The 20861-nt window shown below is 71.8% G+C and carries 20 protein-coding genes and 1 tRNA gene; 8 read left to right on the top strand and 13 right to left on the bottom strand.

Annotated features, from left to right (window positions below):
- Positions 1 to 80: 80 nt before the first annotated feature.
- Entirely contained in the window at positions 81 to 1328 is a 1248-nt protein-coding gene (locus OQ02_RS06100) for a phytase (protein ID WP_081915419.1), read from the bottom strand.
- 208 nt (positions 1329 to 1536) lie between these two features.
- On the opposite strand from OQ02_RS06100, the gene pnuC reads away from it, so the two are divergent.
- Positions 1537 to 2169, top strand: a complete 633-nt coding sequence (pnuC, locus tag OQ02_RS06095) for a nicotinamide riboside transporter PnuC (protein WP_156076912.1) — start codon at positions 1537 to 1539, stop codon at positions 2167 to 2169.
- Between the two features lie 32 nt (positions 2170 to 2201).
- Here pnuC and OQ02_RS06090 read toward each other — a convergent pair whose 3' ends face one another.
- The 3 genes from OQ02_RS06090 to aceE all read right to left on the bottom strand — a co-directional run bounded on the left by OQ02_RS06090 (position 2202) and on the right by aceE (position 8403).
- A complete protein-coding gene (locus tag OQ02_RS06090; RefSeq protein ID WP_033437253.1) occupies positions 2202 to 3455 on the bottom strand; it encodes an ABC transporter substrate-binding protein in 1254 nt (417 codons plus the stop codon).
- On the bottom strand, positions 3452 to 5491 hold the full coding sequence (locus OQ02_RS40750; protein ID WP_051771919.1) for a substrate-binding domain-containing protein: 2040 nt from the start codon (positions 5489 to 5491) through the stop codon (positions 3452 to 3454). Before OQ02_RS40750 ends, OQ02_RS06090 begins: the two co-directional genes overlap by 4 nt.
- A 161-nt stretch (positions 5492 to 5652) precedes the next feature.
- Positions 5653 to 8403, bottom strand: a complete 2751-nt coding sequence (gene aceE, locus OQ02_RS06080; protein WP_033437252.1) for a pyruvate dehydrogenase (acetyl-transferring), homodimeric type — start codon at positions 8401 to 8403, stop codon at positions 5653 to 5655.
- Positions 8404 to 8697: 294 nt separating this feature from the next.
- Between aceE and OQ02_RS06075 the strand changes: the two genes are divergently transcribed.
- From OQ02_RS06075 to OQ02_RS06065, 3 genes are all read left to right on the top strand, one after another.
- Entirely contained in the window at positions 8698 to 9129 is a 432-nt protein-coding gene (locus OQ02_RS06075; protein WP_033437439.1) for a DUF3052 domain-containing protein, read from the top strand.
- A gap of 135 nt (positions 9130 to 9264) precedes the next feature.
- Positions 9265 to 9723 carry a peroxiredoxin gene (locus OQ02_RS06070; protein ID WP_033437251.1) on the top strand — a complete coding sequence of 153 codons (459 nt, stop codon included), beginning with the start codon at positions 9265 to 9267 and terminating at the stop codon, positions 9721 to 9723.
- Between the two features lie 32 nt (positions 9724 to 9755).
- Positions 9756 to 9827: transfer RNA gene (locus OQ02_RS06065), tRNA-Val, on the top strand.
- A 527-nt stretch (positions 9828 to 10354) separates the two neighbouring features.
- Here the strand turns inward: OQ02_RS06065 and OQ02_RS06060 are convergent.
- Complete coding sequence (locus OQ02_RS06060; protein WP_331281522.1) at positions 10355 to 10921, bottom strand: TIGR04141 family sporadically distributed protein; 567 nt, start codon at positions 10919 to 10921, stop codon at positions 10355 to 10357.
- Positions 10922 to 11376: 455 nt separating this feature from the next.
- Here OQ02_RS06060 and OQ02_RS06055 point away from each other — a divergent pair, with 455 nt between their 5' ends.
- Together OQ02_RS06055 and OQ02_RS06050 are read left to right on the top strand one after the other, a co-directional pair.
- Positions 11377 to 11667: a hypothetical protein gene (locus OQ02_RS06055; RefSeq protein WP_033437249.1), complete on the top strand. Its 291-nt coding sequence runs from the start codon at positions 11377 to 11379 to the stop codon at positions 11665 to 11667.
- Between the two features lie 24 nt (positions 11668 to 11691).
- The gene (locus OQ02_RS06050) at positions 11692 to 12738 is read left to right on the top strand and encodes a saccharopine dehydrogenase family protein (protein ID WP_033437248.1); all 1047 of its coding nucleotides are present in this window, start codon (positions 11692 to 11694) and stop codon (positions 12736 to 12738) included.
- Here OQ02_RS06050 and lipA read toward each other — a convergent pair.
- From lipA to OQ02_RS06035, 3 genes are read right to left on the bottom strand one after another with little or no spacing between them, the layout of a single operon-like run.
- Complete coding sequence (lipA, locus tag OQ02_RS06045) at positions 12718 to 13722, bottom strand: lipoyl synthase (protein ID WP_033437247.1); 1005 nt, start codon at positions 13720 to 13722, stop codon at positions 12718 to 12720. The genes OQ02_RS06050 and lipA overlap by 21 nt on opposite strands.
- A 15-nt stretch (positions 13723 to 13737) precedes the next feature.
- Positions 13738 to 14679, bottom strand: coding sequence for an oxidoreductase (locus tag OQ02_RS06040; protein ID WP_033437246.1), 942 nt, complete (start codon positions 14677 to 14679; stop codon positions 13738 to 13740).
- A gap of 19 nt (positions 14680 to 14698) precedes the next feature.
- The gene (locus tag OQ02_RS06035) at positions 14699 to 15157 is read right to left on the bottom strand and encodes a hypothetical protein (protein WP_033437438.1); all 459 of its coding nucleotides are present in this window, start codon (positions 15155 to 15157) and stop codon (positions 14699 to 14701) included.
- A gap of 130 nt (positions 15158 to 15287) precedes the next feature.
- Here OQ02_RS06035 and OQ02_RS06030 point away from each other — a divergent pair, with 130 nt between their 5' ends.
- Both OQ02_RS06030 and OQ02_RS06025 read left to right on the top strand, forming a co-directional pair.
- Positions 15288 to 15932, top strand: a complete 645-nt coding sequence (locus OQ02_RS06030) for a TetR/AcrR family transcriptional regulator (protein ID WP_033437437.1) — start codon at positions 15288 to 15290, stop codon at positions 15930 to 15932.
- 59 nt (positions 15933 to 15991) lie between these two features.
- A complete protein-coding gene (locus OQ02_RS06025; protein WP_033437436.1) occupies positions 15992 to 16924 on the top strand; it encodes an LLM class F420-dependent oxidoreductase in 933 nt (310 codons plus the stop codon).
- Here OQ02_RS06025 and OQ02_RS06020 read toward each other — a convergent pair.
- The 5 genes from OQ02_RS06020 to OQ02_RS06000 all read right to left on the bottom strand — a co-directional run bounded on the left by OQ02_RS06020 (position 16909) and on the right by OQ02_RS06000 (position 20730).
- Positions 16909 to 17400, bottom strand: coding sequence for an ArsR/SmtB family transcription factor (locus tag OQ02_RS06020; protein WP_033437245.1), 492 nt, complete (start codon positions 17398 to 17400; stop codon positions 16909 to 16911). The genes OQ02_RS06025 and OQ02_RS06020 overlap by 16 nt on opposite strands.
- Before the next feature lies 1 nt (position 17401).
- A complete protein-coding gene (locus OQ02_RS06015) occupies positions 17402 to 18439 on the bottom strand; it encodes a serine hydrolase (protein WP_081915418.1) in 1038 nt (345 codons plus the stop codon).
- A gap of 77 nt (positions 18440 to 18516) precedes the next feature.
- Complete coding sequence (gene lipB, locus OQ02_RS06010; RefSeq protein WP_033437244.1) at positions 18517 to 19260, bottom strand: lipoyl(octanoyl) transferase LipB; 744 nt, start codon at positions 19258 to 19260, stop codon at positions 18517 to 18519.
- A complete protein-coding gene (locus OQ02_RS06005; RefSeq protein ID WP_033437243.1) occupies positions 19247 to 19846 on the bottom strand; it encodes a phosphatase PAP2 family protein in 600 nt (199 codons plus the stop codon). Before OQ02_RS06005 ends, lipB begins: the two co-directional genes overlap by 14 nt.
- Positions 19843 to 20730 carry a TIGR01777 family oxidoreductase gene (locus tag OQ02_RS06000; protein WP_033437242.1) on the bottom strand — a complete coding sequence of 296 codons (888 nt, stop codon included), beginning with the start codon at positions 20728 to 20730 and terminating at the stop codon, positions 19843 to 19845. Before OQ02_RS06000 ends, OQ02_RS06005 begins: the two co-directional genes overlap by 4 nt.
- Between the last annotated feature and the right edge of the window lie 131 nt (positions 20731 to 20861).

The raw sequence follows: 20861 nt of genomic DNA, 5'->3' as shown, positions 1-20861 counted from the left end.
CCGGCGTCCGCACCTGACGACGTTCCAGACTCAGCGGCAGGCCCTCACCCGTTGGTGGGGGCCTGCCGCTGCGTGGTGGGTCAGTCCAGCTCGTCCAACACGTCCGCCCAGCTCACGTACGCGAACCCGGTGGTGGCCAAGTCGCCGACGGCCGGGGTGCGTTCGCCGTCGTGCAGCACCAGCAGCCCTTCCGGGTACTCCCGGCCGAGGTCGGCGGTCACCAGGTGCGCGCCGTCCGAGTGCTCCACCGAGTCGTTGCCCCGGCCGCTGCCCACCACGAACTCCCCGACGTACCCGTTGCGGCCCGTCCGCTCGTAGGCCACGAACCGCGAGTCACCCTGGCTGGACGCGATCAGGTAGTCGTCACCGACGGCCAGCCCCTCGGCGTCCGCCGTCAGCCACCTGCCGCCGAAGCCCGGGTCCGCGCCCGACACCGAGCACTCTTCAGTCTCCGGGTCGTAGCTCTGCGGCACGCCGAACGACCGCACCTTGTCGACCAGCACCGGCGTGCCGAACCCGGCGGCACGCAGCGGGACGCGCCAGATGCCGACGTCCTCCTGCGCCGCGTACAGCACGCCGTGCTCGGAGTCGACGACCATGCCCTCCAGCTGCGGGCGTTCGCCCGGCTCGCCGCACGGCACCCACTCGGTCCCGTCGGGCAGTCGGAACGACGCCGGCAGGTCGATCGTGGCCACCACGGCGGTGCCGACGGAACGGTCCGGACCGGCCACGACGTGCAGCAACGCCACCCTGGTCTCGTTGCGCCGGTTCGTCACGACCACCGGCGTCCGCCCGACGACACCGGCCGCCAACCCGTACGCGGTGTGCTGCTCGTCCACTTCCTCCTCCGACGCCGAGAACACCGGTCGCGCGCCGGGATCGGTGACGTCCCGGACGACCGACGCCCCCGCCGCCGCACCCCGCCCGTCGATCTCGTACACCCGGACCCGGTCCCGACCGCGGTCGCTGACGAACGCCAGGTCCCGCGTCCGCTTACCCACCGGCACCCGGCTCAGCACGTCCACGTTGTTGAACCGGCCGGGCTTGGCGTCCGGCGTCGGCGGCACGGGCGCCGGGTAGGTGCCGAGCGTCCGACCGGCCAGGTCGAACGCGGCCAGCCCGCCCTCCTTCAGCGTGCCGAGCACGACGCTCTGCCGGGCCGACCGCGGGTGCACCCAGATCGCCGGGTCGTCGGCGTCCGCGTTGGCCGGCGTCCCGGACGCGTCGTCGACGAACGCGCGGGTCTGGGCGACCGGCACGACCTCGTCGGGGCCGGGCGAGGAGGCGATCAGCAGCGGCACCAGGGCGGCCATGAGCAGGATTCGCATGGGCGGAAACTACGGGCCGACGGTGTACGACCGCTGAAGTCGAGATGACACCTCCGCCGCCGGCCGGTGCTTCGGGATTCCCGTGCTTTTCGCCATCCCAGGAACACAGACGCGCGGGCTGATGTTCGATGCGAGTGAGAGACATGCGCTCCGGAGCGCGTCACGCCCGTCATCCGTGCCCCGGACCCTGTCGGGGATGGAGGACGCGGTGCACGTCTTGTTGGAGCAGGGCTTCACGGTCTTCGGTCAGAAGGTCTCCTGGGCGGAGTTCATCGGCCAGGTCTTCGCGCTGGTGGTGGTCTACCTGGCGCAGAAACGCTCACTCTGGACGTGGCCCGTGCAACTGGTCTCGGTCACGCTGCTGTTCGTCGTCTACGTGTCCGCCCAACTCGGCGGCACCGCCGCGCGCCAGGTGGTGATCGCGCTGATCACCCTCTACGGCTGGTGGGCGTGGAGCCGGCGGCGCGACCCGGTGTTCGGCGTCGTCGTCCGCAAGGGCACGACCGTGGAACGCATCGCCGTCGCGGTCGCGTTCGTCGTCGGCACGGTCGGCTTCGCCCTCGTCCTCGACGCGTTGGACGCCTCCTGGGCGCCGTGGCCGGACGCCGCGATCTTCGTCGGCACGGTCCTCGCGTTCACCCTCCAGGGCTTCGGCCTGGTCGAGTTCTGGCTGGTGTGGCTCGTGGTGGACGCGATCGGCGTGCCGTTGCAGATCCAGTCCGGCCTGTGGTTCAGCGCGTTCGTCTACACGATCTTCGCGGTGCTGGTGATCCGCGGCTGGATCGACTGGAACCGCGCCGCCAAGCAGACCACGTCGCTCGCCAAGGCCACCACGGCCTGAGGCCCGCGCCGGCACGCCCTACGCCGCCACGCCTAACGCCCTTCCTCGGCCTTCGCGAGCTCGTCGGCGAGCCGGTCGAGCGATCTGTCCACGGACTCCGGCTTCCCCAGCGCGTGGTGCAGGTTCTCCTGCATCACGCTGGTCAGCTCGTCGTAGTGCGGGGACGTCGGCCGGGCGCGGGCGGTCCGCAGGCTCTCCCACAACGGCGCCAGGTCCGCCTCCAGCTCGGGGTCCCGGTACAGCGCGGTCGACGTCGGCGCGAACCCGGCGCGCTCGAACATGAGCCGCTGGTTCGCGTCGCCGACGACGAACCGGATGAACTCGCGGGCGGTCTGCTGGTGCGCCGAGCACCGCGACACGGCCAGGTTCCAGCCGCCCAACGCGCCCGCGCCCGGCAGCGTCGTCTTGGCCCACCGCCCGGCCACCGCGGAGTCCGTCCCGTCGAGCACCGGCCCCGCGTACGGCCAGTTGCGCATGAACAACGCCCGGCCGGCCTTGAACTCGTCGAGGGACGCGTTCTCGTCGTAGTCGAGCGCCGCCCGCGGGATCCAGCCCTGCCCGATGCCCTCGGCCAGCGCACGCACGCCCGCTTTCGTGCCGGGGGCGTCCGGCTGGTCGAGGTCGCCGTCGTGCGCCCAGATCGCCTCGGCCGCGTTCACGATCAGGCCCTCGTAGCGCCGGAACTGGCCGACGTAGCCCTCCAACCCGTGGCGTCGCGCGACCTCGGTCGCCTGCCACCGCAGGTCGTCCCACGTGGTCGGCGGCTCAAGGCCTTCCTGGTCCAGCACGTCCTTGCGGTAGTAGAGGAACCCGGTGTCGGTGCGCCACGGGACCGCCCACAGCTTCCGCTCCTCCGGCGACCGCGCCTCGTCCGCGGGTGACATGGCCGCCTCCACCGCCTGCGGCAGCATCCGGTCGGCCCCGAAGTCGTCCGGGTCCAGCGGCTCCAGGTGCCCGGCCGCGGCGAACTCGGCCGTCCACACCACGTCCACGGCCATGACGTCGTAGCAGTCCGGGCTGGCCGGCACGCCGACCAGGTCCTGGGCACGCGCGGCCAACTGGGCGCGGTGGGCGTCGGTGGAACTCGGCATCTGCACGAAGTCCACCTGTTCGTCCAGGCCGGCGCTCTCGTTCCAGCGCGCGACCATCTTCGCCACCTGGCCGCCCGCGCTCGTGTCACGGCCGTCGACGAAAGTGATCGGTCCGCGCCCGGTCCGCGCTTCGTCGTCGATCGGGGTCGTGCAGGCCGCCAAGAGCGCCAGCAGCGGTATGAGAACGCGGATCACATCACCCTCCCCCACGCAACGCGCGCTATGTCGTCCAGAGCGCGCTCCTGACCCCCAGCGGCGCCGTTGCCGTTCCCGCCGCCGATCTCGTGGCACAAGCCGCCGTGGGCCGTCGCGGCGGCCCAGAGAGCCGTTGAGGGCGCGCAAGCCCCATCCGTGAGACCGACGGCCACCACCCGGATCGGACCGCTGACGCCGTGGGCGATCGGCGTGATCGGTGCGGCGGACGCCAGCACCACGACGTCCGCCCCGCGCTCGACGCCTTCCTCGACCACGCCCGCGGACAGGGGCAGGCTGATCAGCTCGTCACGCGGACCGGTCAGCCGCCGCACCTCGTCCGCGAACACCCGCGCGTCGGCCGAGCCGTCGACGGCCACCGCGATCACCCGCCGCCGGGACGCGGCCTCCCACGCGGCGCGCACGGCCGTCGCGTCCGGCTCGACCTGGAGCGTCTTCGGCCGACCCGACCGCACGTCCGGCTGCGAGCCGACGTTCCAGGCCACGTCCCGGAAGCCCTCCCGCCTGAACTCCTCCTGGGCGGGCGCCGAGAGCAGGTGCGCCAGGAACCGGTCCATGATCCGCTGCCGCCGCTCGCTCTTCCGGTTCGTCCGCTCCACCTCGACGAACGGGTGGTCCAGCACCAGCGCGCCGTCCCGCGGGTACAGCACCCGACACCCCGGCGTGCCCGCGACCGCCTTCTCCGACCCGATCAGCGTCACGTCGCCGGCGCACGGCCGGTCCGCGGTCATGCGGCCGGTGATCTCGTGCAGTTCGCGCGGCACGTCCGGCGCGTCCAGGTCCAGCCCGCCCAACTCGTGCAGCACCAGCCCGGTCGCGGCGAGCATCCCGACGCCCGACGACGTGTCCACCTCGGCCGGCCACCGCACGTCCCGCCAGTCGAAGTCGCGGTCCGGCTCCGCGATCCGCCCGACCGACTCCTCCGACGCGCCGAGCACCAGCGGGGACACCGCCACCCCTGCCCGGCGGTGCAGGCGGACGTCGTCGCGGTGGCGCAGCGCCTTCTCGACCGCCTGGACCTCGGCCGTGGTGTCCGGCAGCCACACGTGCGGCTCGGCCCCGACCTTGACCAGGTCACCCGGCTGCCAGCCGCCGCCCAACGCCTCCGCCGCCGCCTGAGCGGACGTGCCGGTGAACACCAGGGTGTTGAGTTCCTTGCAGCCCAACGGGTTGTCCCGGCGGAGGTCGCGCTCCAGGCCCAGCGCGAGCCGGCGCACGACAACCTCCTTCTCGGCCGAAACCAGGACGTTCAGCTGGACCGGGGGAGGGCACGGCGGGACGGTGGGCGGCGCCGCACCCGCGCCGTTGGTGACGGCGACGAACAGCAGCGGCACCGCCAGCAGGACCGTCGCCAGTCGCGGCTTGGCGCGCTTTCCACCGGGGTCGGCCGGCGGGAGGCCCGGGTCGGCCGGTGCGGCCGGCGGGGGGTTCGCGGTCGGAGGCGGCCCGGCGTCCGACACGTGCACCCAGGCGTGCCCGTGCACCTCCTTGACGTCCACGTCGACCTGCCGGAACGACTTCGGCTTCATCGCCGGGTCGGGCCGGATCACGTCGTCGTAGAACCGGTCGGACACGATCAGCGCGAGCAGCGCGTCCGAACCGGCCAGCGCGTCCCGCAACGGCTTGGCGTCGAGCAGGCGGAACGCCAACGTCACTTCGTCACCGACCACGCCGTGCTCGTCGTGCACCACCTCGCCGGCGGTGATCGCCATCCGCAGCTGGAACTTGGCGTCGTCGTTGCGGGTGGCGTTGTAGCGGAGCAGTTCACCCAGCAGGTTGTGCCGCAGACCGCCGGCAACCCGGCTCTTCGGCGCGTCGGGCGGCATGAGCACGAACACGCCGTCGCCGCGGTCCTCGTGGTGCGCCGCCGACCAGTCCAGGCCGCAGCCCTCGAAAGCGCTCTCCAACGCCGCGTACAGCCCGCGCCGGATCTCCTCCTGTGGGACGAGGTGGCGCCGGCCGAACGCGGCCACGTCCACGACGACGACCGTGCGGTGCAACGGCGGCTGCGTCCCCATCCGACCCCTCGTTGGAACGCCGGGTTTGTGGCCGCAAGTGTATGGGGTGGATCACATTCCGCACGGTCACTCGCGACATCGCCCAGATCGACCGCACTACTGCGGAAACGAACCGGGGGCGGTCCCGCCAAGCGGAACCGCCCCCGGACCGGGTTTGTCGATCAGGCCAGGCCGGCGTCCGAGGTGGACGGGCCCGCCGCGTTCACGTCGTCGAGCTTGTACTTCTTGGCCGCCTGCACGACCAGCGACTGCTGAATCTCACCGCGCTTGGCCAACGCGGCCAGCGTGGCCACCACGACCGACTCGGCGTCGACCAGGAAGTGCCGCCGCGCCGCGGGACGGGTGTCGGAGAACCCGAACCCGTCGGTGCCCAGCGTGGTCATGTCCGTCGGCACGTACGGCCGGATCAGGTCCGGCACGGCGCTCATCCAGTCGGACACCGCCACCACCGGGCCGGCCGCGTCCGCCAGCACCTGCGTGACGTACGGCACACGGGGCTCCTGGTCGGGGTGCAGCAGGTTGTGGCGGTCGACCTCGACCGCCTCGCGGCGCAGCTCCGAGTACGACGTCGCCGACCACACGTCGGCCTGCACGCCCCACTCCTCGGCCAGCATCCGCTGCGCCTTGATCGCCCACGGCAGGCCGACGCCCGAGCCGAGCAGCTGTGCCCTCGGACCGCTCTGCGCCGGCGCCAACTGGTACCGGTACAGGCCCTTGAGCAGGCCCTCGACGTCCAGGTCCGCCGGCTCGGCCGGCTGCTGGTACGGCTCGTTGTAGACGGTCATGTAGTAGAAGATGTTCTCGGCGTTCTCGCCGTACATCCGCCGCAGGCCGTCCTTGACGATGTGCGCCACCTCGAACGACCACGCCGGGTCGTACGCCACGACCGCCGGGTTGGTGTGCGCCAGCAGCAGCGAGTGGCCGTCCGCGTGCTGGAGGCCTTCACCCGTCAGCGTGGTCCGGCCCGCCGTGGCGCCCAGCACGAAGCCGCGCGCCATCTGGTCCGCCGCCGCCCACAGGCCGTCGCCGGTGCGCTGGAACCCGAACATCGAGTAGAAGATGTAGATCGGGATCATCGGCTCGCCGTGCGTCGCGTACGACGTGCCGGCGGCGGTGAACGACGCCGTCGAACCGGCCTCGTTGATGCCCTCGTGCAGGATCTGACCCTGCTCGCTCTCCTTGTACGCCAGCATGAGCTGGGCGTCCACGGAGGTGTACATCTGCCCGTTCGGGTTGTAGATCTTCTGCGCCGGGAACATCGAGTCCATGCCGAACGTGCGCGCCTCGTCCGGGATGATCGGCACGATGCGGGCGCCGATCTCCGGGTCCTTGGCCAGGTCGCGGACCAGCCGGACGAACGCCATCGTGGTGGCGACCTCCTGCTTGCCCGAGCCCCGCTTGATCACGTCGTAGACCTTGTCGCCCGGCAGCACCAGCGCCTTGGACTTGGTCCGCCGCTCCGGCACGAACCCGCCGAGCTGCTTGCGCCGCTCCAGCAGGTACTGGATCTCCGGGGAGTCCTTGCCGGGGTGGTAGTACGGCGGCAGGTACGGGTCGAGGTCCTTGTCCTCGATCGGGATGCGCAGGCTGTCCCGGAAGTTCTTGAGGTCCTCGTGGGTCATCTTCTTCATCTGGTGCGTGGCGTTGCGCGCCGCGAAGTGCGGGCCCAGGCCGTAGCCCTTGATGGTCTTGGCGAGGATGACCGTCGGCTGGCCGTGGTGCTCCACCGACGCCTTGTACGCCGCGTACACCTTGCGGTAGTCGTGGCCGCCGCGCTTGAGGTTCCACACCTCGTCGTCCGACATCGGCGAGACGAGCTCCTTCGTGCGCGGGTCGCGCCCGAAGAAGTGCTCCTTGACATACGCGCCGTCGTTGGCCTTGTACGTCTGGTAGTCGCCGTCCGGCGTGGTGTTCATCAGGTTGACCAGCGCGCCGTCGCGGTCGGCGTGCAGCAGGGAGTCCCACTCACGGCCCCAGATGACCTTGATGACGTTCCAGCCCGCACCGCGGAAGAACGCCTCGAGCTCCTGGATGATCTTGCCGTTGCCGCGGACCGGGCCGTCGAGGCGCTGGAGGTTGCAGTTGACCACGAAGGTCAGGTTGTCCAGCTGCTCGTTCGCGGCGACCTGGAGCAGGCCGCGCGACTCCGGCTCGTCCATCTCGCCGTCGCCGAGGAACGCCCAGACGTGCTGGTCGGACGTGTCCTTGATACCGCGGTCGTGCAGGTAGCGGTTGAACCGCGCCTGGTAGATCGCGTTCATCGGGCCGAGGCCCATGGACACGGTGGGGAACTCCCAGAAGTCCGGCATCAACCGGGGGTGCGGGTACGACGGCAGGCCGCCGCCCGGTCCGGCGTGCGAGAACTCCTGGCGGAAGCCGTCCAGCTGCTCGGCGGACAGCCGGCCTTCGAGGAAGGCGCGGGCGTACACGCCGGGGGAGGCGTGACCCTGGATGAACACGTGGTCACCGCCGCCGGGGTGGTCCTTGCCCCGGAAGAAGTGGTTGAAGCCGACCTCGTACAGGCTCGCCGACGAGGCGTAGGTCGAGATGTGCCCGCCGACGCCGACGCCGGGGCGTTGCGCGCGGTGCACGGTCATCGCCGCGTTCCAGCGGACCCAGGCGCGGTAGCGGCGTTCGACCTCCTCGTCGCCCGGGAACCACGGCTCCCGTTCGGTGGGGATGGTGTTCACGTAATCCGTGCTGGTCAGCGAAGGAACGCCGACGTGGCTCTCCCTGGCCCGTTCGAGCAGGCGCAGCATCAGGTAACGGGCACGCTGCTGCCCGCCGCCCTTGAGCGCGGCGTCGAACGACTCCAGCCACTCCGCGGTCTCCTCCGGATCGATGTCCGGGAGGTGGGCGGCCAGACCGTCACGGATGACGCGCACCCGCTCGGGGGTGTTCTGCGGGGCCAAGGGATCTCCTCGTTCCGGTGTCTTCTGACTCCATCGTTGCCCGACACACACGTTCCCGTCACCGCTACCGGTGAGTAGTTCTGGATCGTGTCTCTCGCGCGCGCGAATAGGAGGTATGTGCAGCCTGCCTCATCCGGTCGGGGGACCGCACCCTGGGGTACCCGATGCGGCGTGTCTTGGCCGTTACGGTTGCGCGTGGCAGGGCTGACAGTGTTCGCTAGCCGCGACTGGTAGTGACATCGCGCGGCAGTCGTACCCGACTGCCGCTCTTGTGTACTTGGAGGAGTGGAAGCCGTGGTCGCCGCGGAAGACGCCGGCAAGATCGGTGTCGCCGACAGGCTCGGGATCGAACCGGGCAACGTGGTCCAGGAGATCGGCTGGGACGAGGACGTCGACGACGACCTGCGCGCCGCGATCGAGGAGCGGGTGGGCGGTGATCTGCTCGATGAGGACTCCGACGAGGTGATGGACGTCGTCCTGCTGTGGTGGCGCGAGGACGACGGCGACCTCGCCGATGCCCTGATCAACGCCACCACGTCCCTGGCCGACGACGGCGTGATCTGGGTGTTGACGCCCAAGACGGGGCGGGACGGTCACGTCGAGCCGAGTGACATCGCCGAGGCGGTGTCCACCGCGGGGCTCGCCCAGACCTCCAACATCACCGTGAGCGGTGACTGGTCTGCGACCAGGCTCGTCTCGCCGAAGTCGGCCAAGACGAAGCGCTAGCCGACGAAGCGCCGACCGCCGGGCGTACGCCTGGTCGAAGCGCGCACCGCCATGCCCTAGGCTCGATGGCGGGCTCCCCGATCGGGTGGAGCCCGTTCTTCGGGTTGCTCCGGGTCGCTCGGGTGGAGGGTGTGCATGGTCGCGGTCGGTGCGGAGGCCCCTGACTTCACGCTCAACGACTTCAACAGGCAACCCGTGACGCTCTCCTCGTTCCGCGGGTCGAAGCACGTGCTGCTGGTGTTCTACCCGTTCGCGTTCAGCGGGACCTGCACCGGCGAGCTGTGCCAGGTGCGCGACGAACTGGCCGCGTACGAGGACGGGAACGTGCAGGTCATCGGTGTGTCCGTGGACACGCCGTTCAGCTTGAAGGCGTGGGCCTCGGAACAGGGCTACCGGTTCCCGTTGCTGTCGGACTTCTGGCCGCACGGTGCGGTGGCGCAGGCGTACGGCGTGTTCAACGAGAAGGCGGGCCTGGCCAACCGCGGCACGTTCCTGATCGACACTTCGGGCGTTGTGCGGTACGCCGAGATGAACGACCCTGGTGAGCCCCGTGACCAGGAGGCTTGGAAGAAGGCCGTGGCGGCGCTCGCCTGATACTTTCCCGGCGCCGGTACACCGGCGCTCCGGGGCGCGTAGCTCAGCGGAAGAGCACTCGGTTTACACCCGAGCGGTCGCAGGTTCGAATCCTGCCGCGCCCACTGTGTCCCCTGGGGTGCAACCCCCGGACCTCGCCCGGCTGGCACCGCCCCCGGACCCCCGCCGGGGCTCGCGCGCCTGGCCTCCAGGTTGCCGGGCGTTGCTCCCGGACCCCGTCGGGGCTCGCACCCCTGGCCCTCGCGTTGCCGGGCACTGCCCCTGAACCCCCGCCGGGGCTCGCGCCCCTGGCCTTCGCGTTGCCGGGCGCTGCCCCTGGACCCGTCGGGGCTCGCGCGCCTGGCCTTCGCGTTGCCGGGCGCTGCCCCCGGACCCCCGTCGGGGCTCGCGGCCCCTCGTCCTCACGTCGCCGGGCGCTGCTTCACGGGTCGCCACAGGCCGCAGAGGTGTACCGGCGGATCACGGCGCCGGAGGCCGGTGGGAGATTCGCCGGTCGATCTTGCGGATGACCTCACGTTCTCCGGACCGGGCTCCGCCCGTGGGCTCGCCCGGCGGTTCGGTATGACGAAGGCATGGCGAGGGCATGGCGAGGGTTTGGGTGCTCGTGGGCCTCACCGGTTCGCACTGGCGGTCAGGTGGCGCCGCGTTCTCGGGTGATCTCCTGCCAGCGGCCTTCGCGGAGGCGGTACCTGTGCCGGTCGATCGTGGTCTCGAAGGTGATCCAGTGGTCCAGCGGGATGGGGGCGGTGAGGAGCTCTTCACGGTCCTTGTCGGCGCACGGGATCAGGCGCGCCTGCTTCAGCTCGTCGGTCCGCGCGAACTCGGGGATGCGGGCGAACCGGGCGGTGATCACCCTGATGTCCAGCACCGGGCTCAGCGGCACCGGGCCGTAGCCGCCGACGTCGTTGGTGCGGAACGCGACCGTGTCCCCGGCCCGCGCGACTGCGGCGGCGGGCCAGCGGAGGTCGAGCGGACCGGGCGGGGTGCTGCCGCCCAGTGCCGCCGCCAGCCTGCGTTCCAAGGCGGGAAGCAGCGGGTCGTCGACGGTCAGCGTGCGGATCGCGGTGGACCGGCGCGGAGGTGCGGTCGGCTCGGCGATGTCGTGGATGGCGTTCACGGCGGCCAGGGACTCCTTCGGTTGCGCAGGGCGGATACGTATTCGGAAGGATTCGTCTTGGGTGGTCCGACAATGGCCCACAAATGGGCGACGCGGTCGGCCCGGAGTGGAACTTTCGGCGAGCGGCCCGCTGCCTGAGCCCAGCGGCCGGGCGTCCCGTGTGGGCCGATGAGGTGCGGTGATGTCGCGGGTCGGGCGTGCTCGCGCGCGCAGGCGGTGAGGATTGGTCGATTCGGGTGGAAGTGCTCACAGTGCTCTGTCACTCGATCGAGTGATAAACCGGCATGGGCCGTAACCTCGGTCCGGTCGAATGTCCGGAATGGCGTCCGCGGGCCCGGAGGAGAGCGCCGGAACCGCCGGTTGTCGGTCCGGTGAATGGTGCGAATGATCGCTCCGGGCAGGGCCGGGACCGTTCGGCGCACCAGGGCGTCCGCTCGACCCCGGTGGGCCGGATGGGCCATTAGGGGATGCCGGCCAGGTCCCCCCAGGTGGCATCCCCCTATACCCGGCGGTACGGACGACGTAACTTCCTGGGCATGTCGCCCAGGGCGGTCACCGCGGTGATCGGTGCCGCGTTCGTCCTGGCCGGGTTGCTGATCATGGTGCTGCCGCTGGCCACCGACTCCCCGTCGGGCGTTCCGATCGCGTGCGGCAACAGCGTGGGGATGGGGTTCGACGAGATCGCCGTCGAGGCCGAGGGCGCCGCCTTCGTCGAGATCTGCGGCCGGCTGCGCGTGGAACGGCTGGTGTGGGCCGCGCCCGTCACCGTGCTGGGCGTGCTGCTCCTCGTCGGCAGCATCGTGGCGCGGCGGCGGTCGTCCTCGTAGCTACCTACGAGTAGCTTCTACCGCATGACGTGGATGGTCTACGGAGCCAACGGGTTCACCGGCACGCTCGTCGCGGAACTGGCGGTCCGGCGCGGGCTGCGGCCGGTGCTCGCCGGACGCGATGCCGTGAAGGTGCGCGCCCTGGCCGAACGGCTGGGCCTGGAACACCGGGTCTTCGACCTCGGCAACCCCGCGGACGTCGTCGCGGCGCTGGAGGACGTCAACGCGGTCGCCCACTGCGCGGGTCCGTTCTCGGCGACCTCGGGGCCGGTGGTGGCGGCCTGCCTCGCGTCGCGGACGCACTACGTCGACATCACCGGCGAGATCGACGTGTTCGAGGCGGTGGCTCGGCAGGACCAGGCGGCGAAGGACGCCGGCGTGGTGCTGCTGCCCGGCGCCGGGTTCGACGTCGTCCCGACCGACTGCGTCGCGGCCATGCTGCACCGGGCGCTGCCCACGGCCACGCACCTCGACCTGGCGTTCGTGGTCCAGGGCGGCGCCAGCGCGGGTACCGCCCGGACGGCCGTCGAGGGTTCGGGCGGCGGCGGGCGGGTCCGCGCGGACGGCGAGATCCGTGGCGTGCCACTCGGCCACCGTCGCCGCACCGCCCACTTCCGCGACCGGCCCCGTGACGTGGGCGCGATCCCGTGGGGCGACGTGAGCACCGCCTACCGGTCCACCGGCATCCCGAACGTCACCACCTTCACCACGCTTCCCGGTGTGGTGAGCAGGCTCCAGCCGTTCACCGCGCCGCTCCTGCGCACCGGCCTGGGCCAGCGGCTGGGCAAGGCGGTGGCCAAGCGCATCGGCGGACCGGACGGGCCCACCAGGGCCAGGACCCGCTGCGAGGTGTTCGGCGAGGTCTGGGACGACGAGGGCAACCGGGTCCGGCTCGCGCTCACCGGCCCGAACGCCTACGACCTCACCGCGGACTCGGTGGTCAAAGCGGTCGAACGACTCGGCGACACCGCGCCCGGCGCGCACACGCCGTCCAGCGCGTTCGGAGCTGATTACGTCCGGGCGCTGGACGGCGTGGTGGTCGGCGAACCTTCAGCGGGCGGACAGCAGTGAGGTGATCTCCTGCGCCGCGCCGCCGGCCTGGAGCAGGTGCCCCAGGTTCTCGGGCAGCACGTCACCGCGCTTCTGCACGGCCTGCGCGTACAGCCGCCCGGCGCGGTAGGACGAGCGGACGAGGGGACCGGCCATGACACCGGAGAACCCGATGCCCTCGGCGGTCTCCTTGTGCGTCACGAACTCCTCCGGCTTCACCCAGCGCTCCACCGGGTGGTGCCGTGGCGAGGGCCGCAGGTACTGCGTGATGGTGATGATCTCGCAGCCCGCGTCGTACAGGTCGCTCAGCGCCTCGGTGACCTCGTCCGGCGTCTCGCCCATGCCCAGGATCAGGTTGGACTTCGTCACCAGGCCTGCCTCGCGGGCCGCGGTGATGACCTCCAGCGACCGCTCGTAGCGGAACGCGGGCCGGATGCGCTTGAAGATGCGCGGCACCGTCTCCAGGTTGTGCGCCAGCACCTCGGGCCGGGACGAGAACACCTCGTCCAGCTGCTCGGGCACCGCGTTGAAGTCCGGGATCAGCAGCTCGACGCCGGTGCCCGGGTTCAGCTCGTGGATCTGCCGGACGGTCTCCGCGTAGAGCCACGCGCCGCCGTCCTCCAGGTCGTCGCGCGCCACGCCGGTCACGGTCGAGTAGCGCAGACCCATGGCCTGCACCGACTCCGCCACCCGACGCGGTTCATCGCGGTCGAGGTCGGCGGGCTTGCCGGTGTCGATCTGGCAGAAGTCGCAGCGACGGGTGCACTGCTCGCCACCGATGAGGAAGGTGGCCTCCCGGTCTTCCCAGCACTCGTAGATGTTGGGACAACCGGCCTCTTCGCACACCGTGTGGAGGCCCTCGCGTTTGACCAGGCCCTTGAGCTCCCGGTACTCGGGGCCCATCTTCGCCTTGGTCTTGATCCACGAGGGCTTCTTCTCGATGGGCGTTTGGCTGTTGCGGACTTCCAGCCGCAGCAGCTTCCGACCTTCAGGTACGACGGTCACGGCTTCAACCCTACGTCACGAGGGGTCGGGCGCCACGCCCGTGAGCTTGGCCGTCAGGTCCCACAACCGGGCCGCCGCGAGCTCGTCCCGTGCCGCCGTGGTGGACGCCGCCGGCGCCGGGTGGCCGCGGGTCTCGCGGAACCCGTCCGGCCCGTAGTAGCCGCCGGGCTCGGCCTTCGGCGAGGTCGCCGCGTAGAGCTGCGGCAACGCGCCGACCTCGACGGACTGCGCGAACACGTCGCCGATCTTGAGACCGATCCGGTAGAGCGGGTTGCGGTAGGCCGCGGCCGTGTTGGCGCTCAGCTCGGTGGCGGACACGCCGGGGTGGGCCGCGACGGACGTCACGTCCACGCCCGCGGCGCGGGTGCGCCGGTCCAGCTCGCGCGCGAAGAGCAGGTTCGCCAACTTCGACTGCCCGTACGCGCCCCACGCCGTGTACCGGCGGACCTCGTAGTTCGGGTCGGCCAGGTCGAGGTGGCCCATCTGGTGGACCAGGCTCGACACGGTGACCACGCGCGCGCCCGGCCGGGTCCGCAGCGCGGGCATCAGCAGCCACGTCAGGGCGGCGTGGCCGAGGTGGTTGACGCCGAACTGGCGCTCGAACCCGTCCGCGGTGCGGCCGAGCGGCACCGCCATCAGGCCGGCGTTGTTGACCAGCACGTCCAGCGCGTCACCGGTGCGTTCCCGCACCAGCGCCGCCGCCGCGCGGACCGACGACAGGTCGGCCAGGTCCAGCGACACCAGTTCGGCCTTGCCGCCGGTGGCCAGCACCTGCTCCAGCGCGCGCTGTCCCCGTTCGGCGGACCGGCAGGCGAGCACGACGTGCGCGCCCCGGCCTGCCAGCACCTCGGCGGTGCGCAGGCCGAGGCCCGAGTTCGCCCCGGTGACCAGCACGGTTCGCCCGCTCTGGTCGGGGATGTCCGAGGTATCCCACTTCCGGGCAGTCCATTTCGGCATGCCTAATACCTACAGGCGATCAGGCGCTCTTGGCGAGCCGGCGGTGCCTGCCCGGCACGACGGTGGCCGGGGCGCTGCGGATCAGGCTCGCGAACGCCGCGCCGACGCGGGTGATCTCCGCGCTCGGCTCGGACAGCTCCGCCAGTCCCGCCGTCAGCGCGAGCAGGCGCTGTTCGCGCTCGACCGCCTCGGTGGCCGTCAGGTGCGCGTCGAGCACCGCGCGCAGCACCGGCTGCTCGGCGGCCAGCACGCGCCACGTGCGCGTGACGGTCTCGACGCGGTCGTCGCTGTCCTCCAGCGCCGTGCCCAGCCGCCCGGTGAGCTGCTGCATCCAGCGGTGGTGCAGGGCGAGGAGCAGGTCGTCCTGGGTGGCGAACAGGTCCCGGTCGAACGTCAGGGGCGCCGCGGGGTCCCCCGCCGCGGTGCGGAGCACGGCGTCCAGAGCGTCACGACGTCGGTAGAAATCGGTCCAACCCATGATCACGCCTCCTCTCGTGGTGACCGGCCTCATACCTCAGGTCTGTGGCATACCGTCGGTATGGCCGATGAGGCGAACATACCACGGGTACGTACCGTCGGTATGTCGTACGGTTGTGAACGTGGTGACAGTGCGGTCGAGGCGGTTGGACTACTCGGAGTCGACGAGGCAGGCCCTCGTGGACAGTGCCGTCGAGCTGTTCACCAAACGGGGGTACGCGGGCACCTCGCTGGACGAGGTGGCCAAGCGGGCACGGCTCACCAAGGGCGCGCTCTACCACCACTTCAGCGGCAAGCAGGCGCTGTTCGAGGCCGCGTTCGACTCGGTCGAGAACACGTTCATGCGCAAGCTCGGCGAGATCGTCAGCGCACCCGGCGACCCGTGGGAGACCGCGATGGCGGGCCTGCGCGCGTACGTCCGGGTCTGCCTGGAGCCCGCCTACCAGCGGATCGTGATCCACGAGGCGCCGGTGGTGATGGGCTGGGAACGCTGGCGCGAGGCCGAGGAGCACTTCAGCTACGGCCTCCTGCGCACCACGATCGAGGTGTTGGTCACGTCCGGCGAGCTGGAGCAGCTGCCCGTGGAGACGATGACCAGGCTCCTGTTCGGCGCGCTGTCGGCGGGCGCGAGCACCATCGCCGGCGCGTCCGACCCGCGCAAGGCCAGCGCCGAGGTGGAACGCACCATCATCCGGGTGGTCGAGGGCCTGCGCGTGCGCGACGTCCCGGCCGCCGAGCCCCCGGAGGAGAAGCGGTCCCGTTCGCGCCGCCGGTAGGTGAGGGCGCCGGACGTTCGGATCGCGACGCCACCGCACGCACCACTAGCGTGAGCGCGGTGGAACTCCGCATCTTCACCGAGCCCCAGCAAGGGGCCTCCTACGACGACCTGCTGGCGGTGGCGCGCACCGCCGAGGCCGCGGGTTACGGCGCGTTCTTCCGCTCCGACCACTACCTCAAGATGGGTGACGTCACCGGTCTCCCCGGGCCGACCGACGCCTGGATCACCCTCGCCGGCCTGGCCCGCGACACCGGGACCATCCGGCTCGGCACGCTGATGACCGCCGCGACGTTCCGCCACCCCGGCCCGCTGGCCATCAGCGTGGCGCAGGTGGACCAGATGTCCGGCGGACGGGTCGAGTTCGGCCTCGGCGCGGGCTGGTTCGAGGCCGAGCACAACGCCTACGGCCTGCCCTTCCCGGCCACCGTCGAGCGCTTCGAGCGGTACGCCGAGCAGCTGGAGATCGTCACCGGCCTGTGGGGCACCCCGGTCGGCGAGACCTACGACTTCGAGGGCCGCTACTACCGGCTGGCGAACTCGCCCGCGCTGCCCAAGCCCGCGCACGACATCCCGGTGCTCGTCGGCGGCAAGGGGCGCAAGCGCACCCCGGTGCTCGCGGCGAAGTTCGCGGACGAGTTCAACCTGCCGTTCGTGGACGTGGAGACCGCCGTCGACCTGCTCGCCCGGGTCGACGCGGCGTGCGCGGACATCGGCCGCGACCCGGCGGGGATCACCCGCTCCGCGGTGCTCGTGGTCTGCGCCGGCCGGGACGACGCCGAGGTCGCCCGCCGGGCCGCCGCCATGGGCCGCAAGCTGGACGAACTCCGTCGCGACGGCCTCACGGGCACGCCCGCGGAAGTGGTGGACCGGCTCGGCACGTGGCGCGAGAAGACCGGCATCACCCGGGTCTACCTCCAGGTCCTCGACCTGGCCGACCTGGACCACGTGGAGTTCGTCGCGGCCGAGATCGCGCCTCAGCTGCGCAGCTGACCGGCCACGTCCGACGCGGCGGTGAGCAGGACGAGCACGGGGATCGTGGCCGCGGTGCGCAGCCGGTAGCTCCCGCGCTTGTCCTGCTCCACCACGCCGGCGGCCGTCAACGCCTTCAGGTGGTGGTACAGCTGCCCGGTGGAGCCGAGCCCGGCCGACTCCTGCAACGCCGTCGCGGGCCGGCCGCCGTGCGCGAGCAGCGTGCGGACGATCTCCACCCGAACGGGGTGCGCCAACGCGGACAGCACCTCGATCCGGGGCCGGTCCGCCAACGACAGCGCGTGCTCCGGTGTCACGTCGATCCGCCACGTGACCCGCCCGTCGCCGAGCGCCACCCGGCCGCCGTAGCCGAACGCGCCGCCGCCGTCCTCCGCGTCGGGTTCGGGCAGCACGACCGTGTCCCGCTCGTCGCCCTCCAGAGCGGCCACGCGCTGTTCCAGTTCGGCAAGTCGCTGCACCAGGTCCACCGCTGCCATCCTACGAGAGGCTGGCCTGGAACTGCCGCAGGACAGCGGGCTCGAGCAGGGCTTTCAGCACCGACGCGACGAGGTCGCCGGACGTGCCGAACCGCTGCTCGTCGACCTCCTTGACCAACACCGCCGCGCTGCCCACCCGCCCGTCCGCCCAGCGCACGCCGAAGCCGACCGTGACGACCCCCGGCAGCGAACCGCCCTTGAACCCGATCCCCGCCACGCCCGGCGGCAGCTCGTGCCCGTGTCCGAGGTGCCCGTGTTCGAGGTGCGCGCGGGCGGTCGGTACGGCGGTCAGCGCCCGGTGCGCCCGGTTGAGCCCCGCCGCCGTGCCCGACCACGTGCCGCGTGCCCAGGGTCGTTGCCCCTCATAGGTCTTCGGGACGTCCGGGAACCTGCCGATCACCTCCAGCTGCAACCGCGGGTCGCACAGGTAGCGCTGCGGGTCCACCCGTCGTCCGAGCACGAGGTGCAGCACCTCGGCCAACACGTCGGGGACCTGCAGGACCGGCCACCGGGCCGCCGTCGCGTGGACCAGCCCGTCGCCCAGCCGGTGCCGCAGGAAGTCCGCGGCGGCGTTGTCGCTGAAGCGGATCATCACCGCGACCAGGTCGTCCAGCGTGACGTGCCGGTGGGGGTCGTCCGCCGTGACACCGTTGGAGAACGGGATGCCGAGGTGGCGCAGGGACGCCTGGTGCGCGCCGCCGTCCAGGCCGAGGTAGTACTGCTCCCACTCGCGGACGCGCACCTTGTCGTCCGGCCGCACCAGCCCGGTCTCCACGGCCTTCGCGTACGCGGCAAGGTGCACGACCTTCACCGCCGACGCCAGCGGTTGGCGTTCGTGCGCCCGGTGGGAGACCCGCCCGCCCCGACCGTCGTCCAACACCAGGGCCACGTGCTGCGGGTTGGCGCGGAACCACGCCGGCCAGTCGTCCGGTCGGGCGGCGTCGGGGCTCGGGGCGGCGCCGGCCGGCAGGACTGGCAGCAGCGCGGCGGTGCCGGCCACCCCGCAGGTGAGCAACAGGTGTCGTCGGGTCAGGAGCACGACGAATCTCCCCTCTGGTAGTCCGTAATTACGGAATACTAGAGGCGGAGGTGGTGCTTGTCAGGGGGTCGGTCGGGTCAAGCCGACTGCACCGCGAACGTGACGCCCGCGGCCACCGGCTCGTCGCGGACGAGGGTGCGGTCGGTCAACGGCAGGTCGCCGTTCAACGCGTCGACGACCGCGCGGAGGGCGAGCGGCAGCACCTCGGCCACGGTGACCGTCCGGCCGAGCTCGTGCGACAGCGAAGCCACACCGGCGTCCCGGATGCCGCACGGGATGATGTCGCCGAACGCGCCGAGGTCCGCGTCGCAGTTGATCTCGAACCCGTGCATGGTGACGCCGCGCTGCACCCGGATGCCGATCGCCGCGATCTTGCGCTCACCGGCCTTGTCGTCGGCCGGCAGCCACACGCCGCTGCGGCCCTCGACCCGACCGGTGTGCACGCCGAGCTGGTCGCACACGTGGATCAGCGCCTGCTCCAGCCGGCGGACGTACTTGACCACGTCCAGCGGCTCGGCCAGCCCCACGATCGGGTAGCCGACCAGCTGGCCGGGGCCGTGCCAGGTGATCTTGCCGCCGCGGTCGACGTCGATGACCGGGATGTCGCCGCCGACGGGGCGCTCCTCGGGCTCGGTGCGCCGGCCGCACGTGTACACCGGCGGGTGCTCCAGCAGCAGCAACGTGTCGCCGATCGCGCCTTCAGCGCGGGCCTCGGCCAGTTCCCGCTGGAGGTCCCACGCGGCCAGGTAGTCGATGGTGCCCAGCTCGCGCACGTCGATCGGGTCCGTCGAGGCGCGGCAGGAGAGGTCAGGACTGCTCACGTCTCGACCCTACGCCCACCGGCAGCAGCCGCAGGGCGTGGGCGACGACCAGCCCGACCCCCACCACGCCCAGGATCGCGCCGACCGTGTCGGTGAACCAGTGCATCTCCAGCACCACCCGGCTCGCCGCCGTGATCAGGACCGCCGTGCAGGCCAGCGCGACGGCCGCCTTGAGGTACCGCCGGGCCAGCCACCCGCACAGCACCACGCCCGTGAAGGCGACCGCGGTGACCGCCGTGACGTGCCCGCTCGGGTAGGCCCACTTCGGGAAGTCGACCGGACGGACCCGCTGGTAGCCGTGGCGGGCGAACAGCGTGGCCCAGCAGGCGGCGAGCAGGACCGCGCCCTTCGCCGGCAGCGGATCACGGGCCAGGAAAGCCCGCAGGACCAGCGACAGCAGCGCGATCGTCGCCAGCCCGGGGCTGAGCACCAGGCTCACCACCGTCGCGGTGTCCACGAAGGTCGGGCCCAGGTCCAGCGCGGCCTGGTGCAGCTCCCGGTCCACCGCGGGCACCTCCCGGTGCACCGTGACACCGAGGACCACCGAGGCCAGCGCCAGCACGACGCCGACCAGCGCGCCGATCACCCGTTGACGGCCGCTGCCACGGCGGCACCGAGCGCGGGGTGGAGGAACTGGAAGCCGTGCTGTTCGAGGACCCGGGGGACCGCCCGTTGACCGGAGAGGAGCCCTTCCTCGGCGATGTCGCCGAGCACGGCCTTCAGCGCGAACGCGGGCGCCACCCACGGCGTCGGCCGGTGCAGCGCGTGGCCGATGGTGCGGGTGAACTCGGCGTTGGTGACAGGGCTGGGCGCGGTGACGTTCACCGGGCCGGCGATGTCGTCCCGCTCCACCGCGAACCGGATGGCCGAGACGGCGTCGTCCAGCGAGATCCACGGCATGTACTGGCGGCCGTTGCCCAGGCGTCCGCCGAGGAAGAACGAGAACAGCGGCTTGATCTTGCCGAACAGGCCGCCGGACGGGCTGATGATCAGGCCCGTGCGCAGCCTGACCACGCGGGCGTGCTCGTCGGCGGCAGCGGTGGCCGCCTCCCACTGGCGGCACAGGTCGGCCAGGAAACCGGTGCCCGACGGGCTCGACTCGTCGACGACCTCGTCACCCGTGTCGCCGTAGTAGCCGATGGCGCCGGCGTTGACCAGGACGGGGACACCGTGCTCGGCGACGGCGGCGGCCAACACCTCGGTCGGCACCGTGCGGCTGTCCAGCAGCACCTGCTTGCGCGCGTCGCTCCACCGCTTGTCGGCGATACCCGCGCCGCACAGGTTCACCACCGCGTCCACGCCGTCCAGCGCGCCCGCGTCGATCCGACCGGCGGGCGGGTCCCAGCCGCGTTCGTCCGGCGCGCCGGGCCGCCGCCGGACCAACCGCAGGACCTCGTGCTCCGCACCGCGCAACGCGGCGACCAGACTCGTGCCGATCAAGCCCGACGACCCCGCGATCACAACCCGCATGGGTTGATCGTCTCTCAGCACGGGGTCGGTTGCACAGCGGTCGAGGTGTCACCCACACCACGCGCCTGCGGCACCACGTCGGGGTGTGACGGCGAAGGCCGCCCCCGGCGTGCCGGGAGCGGCCTTCAGCG

Origin of the sequence: Saccharothrix sp. NRRL B-16314, from assembly GCF_000716595.1 — a bacterium.
GTDB lineage: Bacteria > Actinomycetota > Actinomycetes > Mycobacteriales > Pseudonocardiaceae > Actinosynnema.
This window is presented reverse-complemented; position numbering and strand designations above follow the sequence as displayed.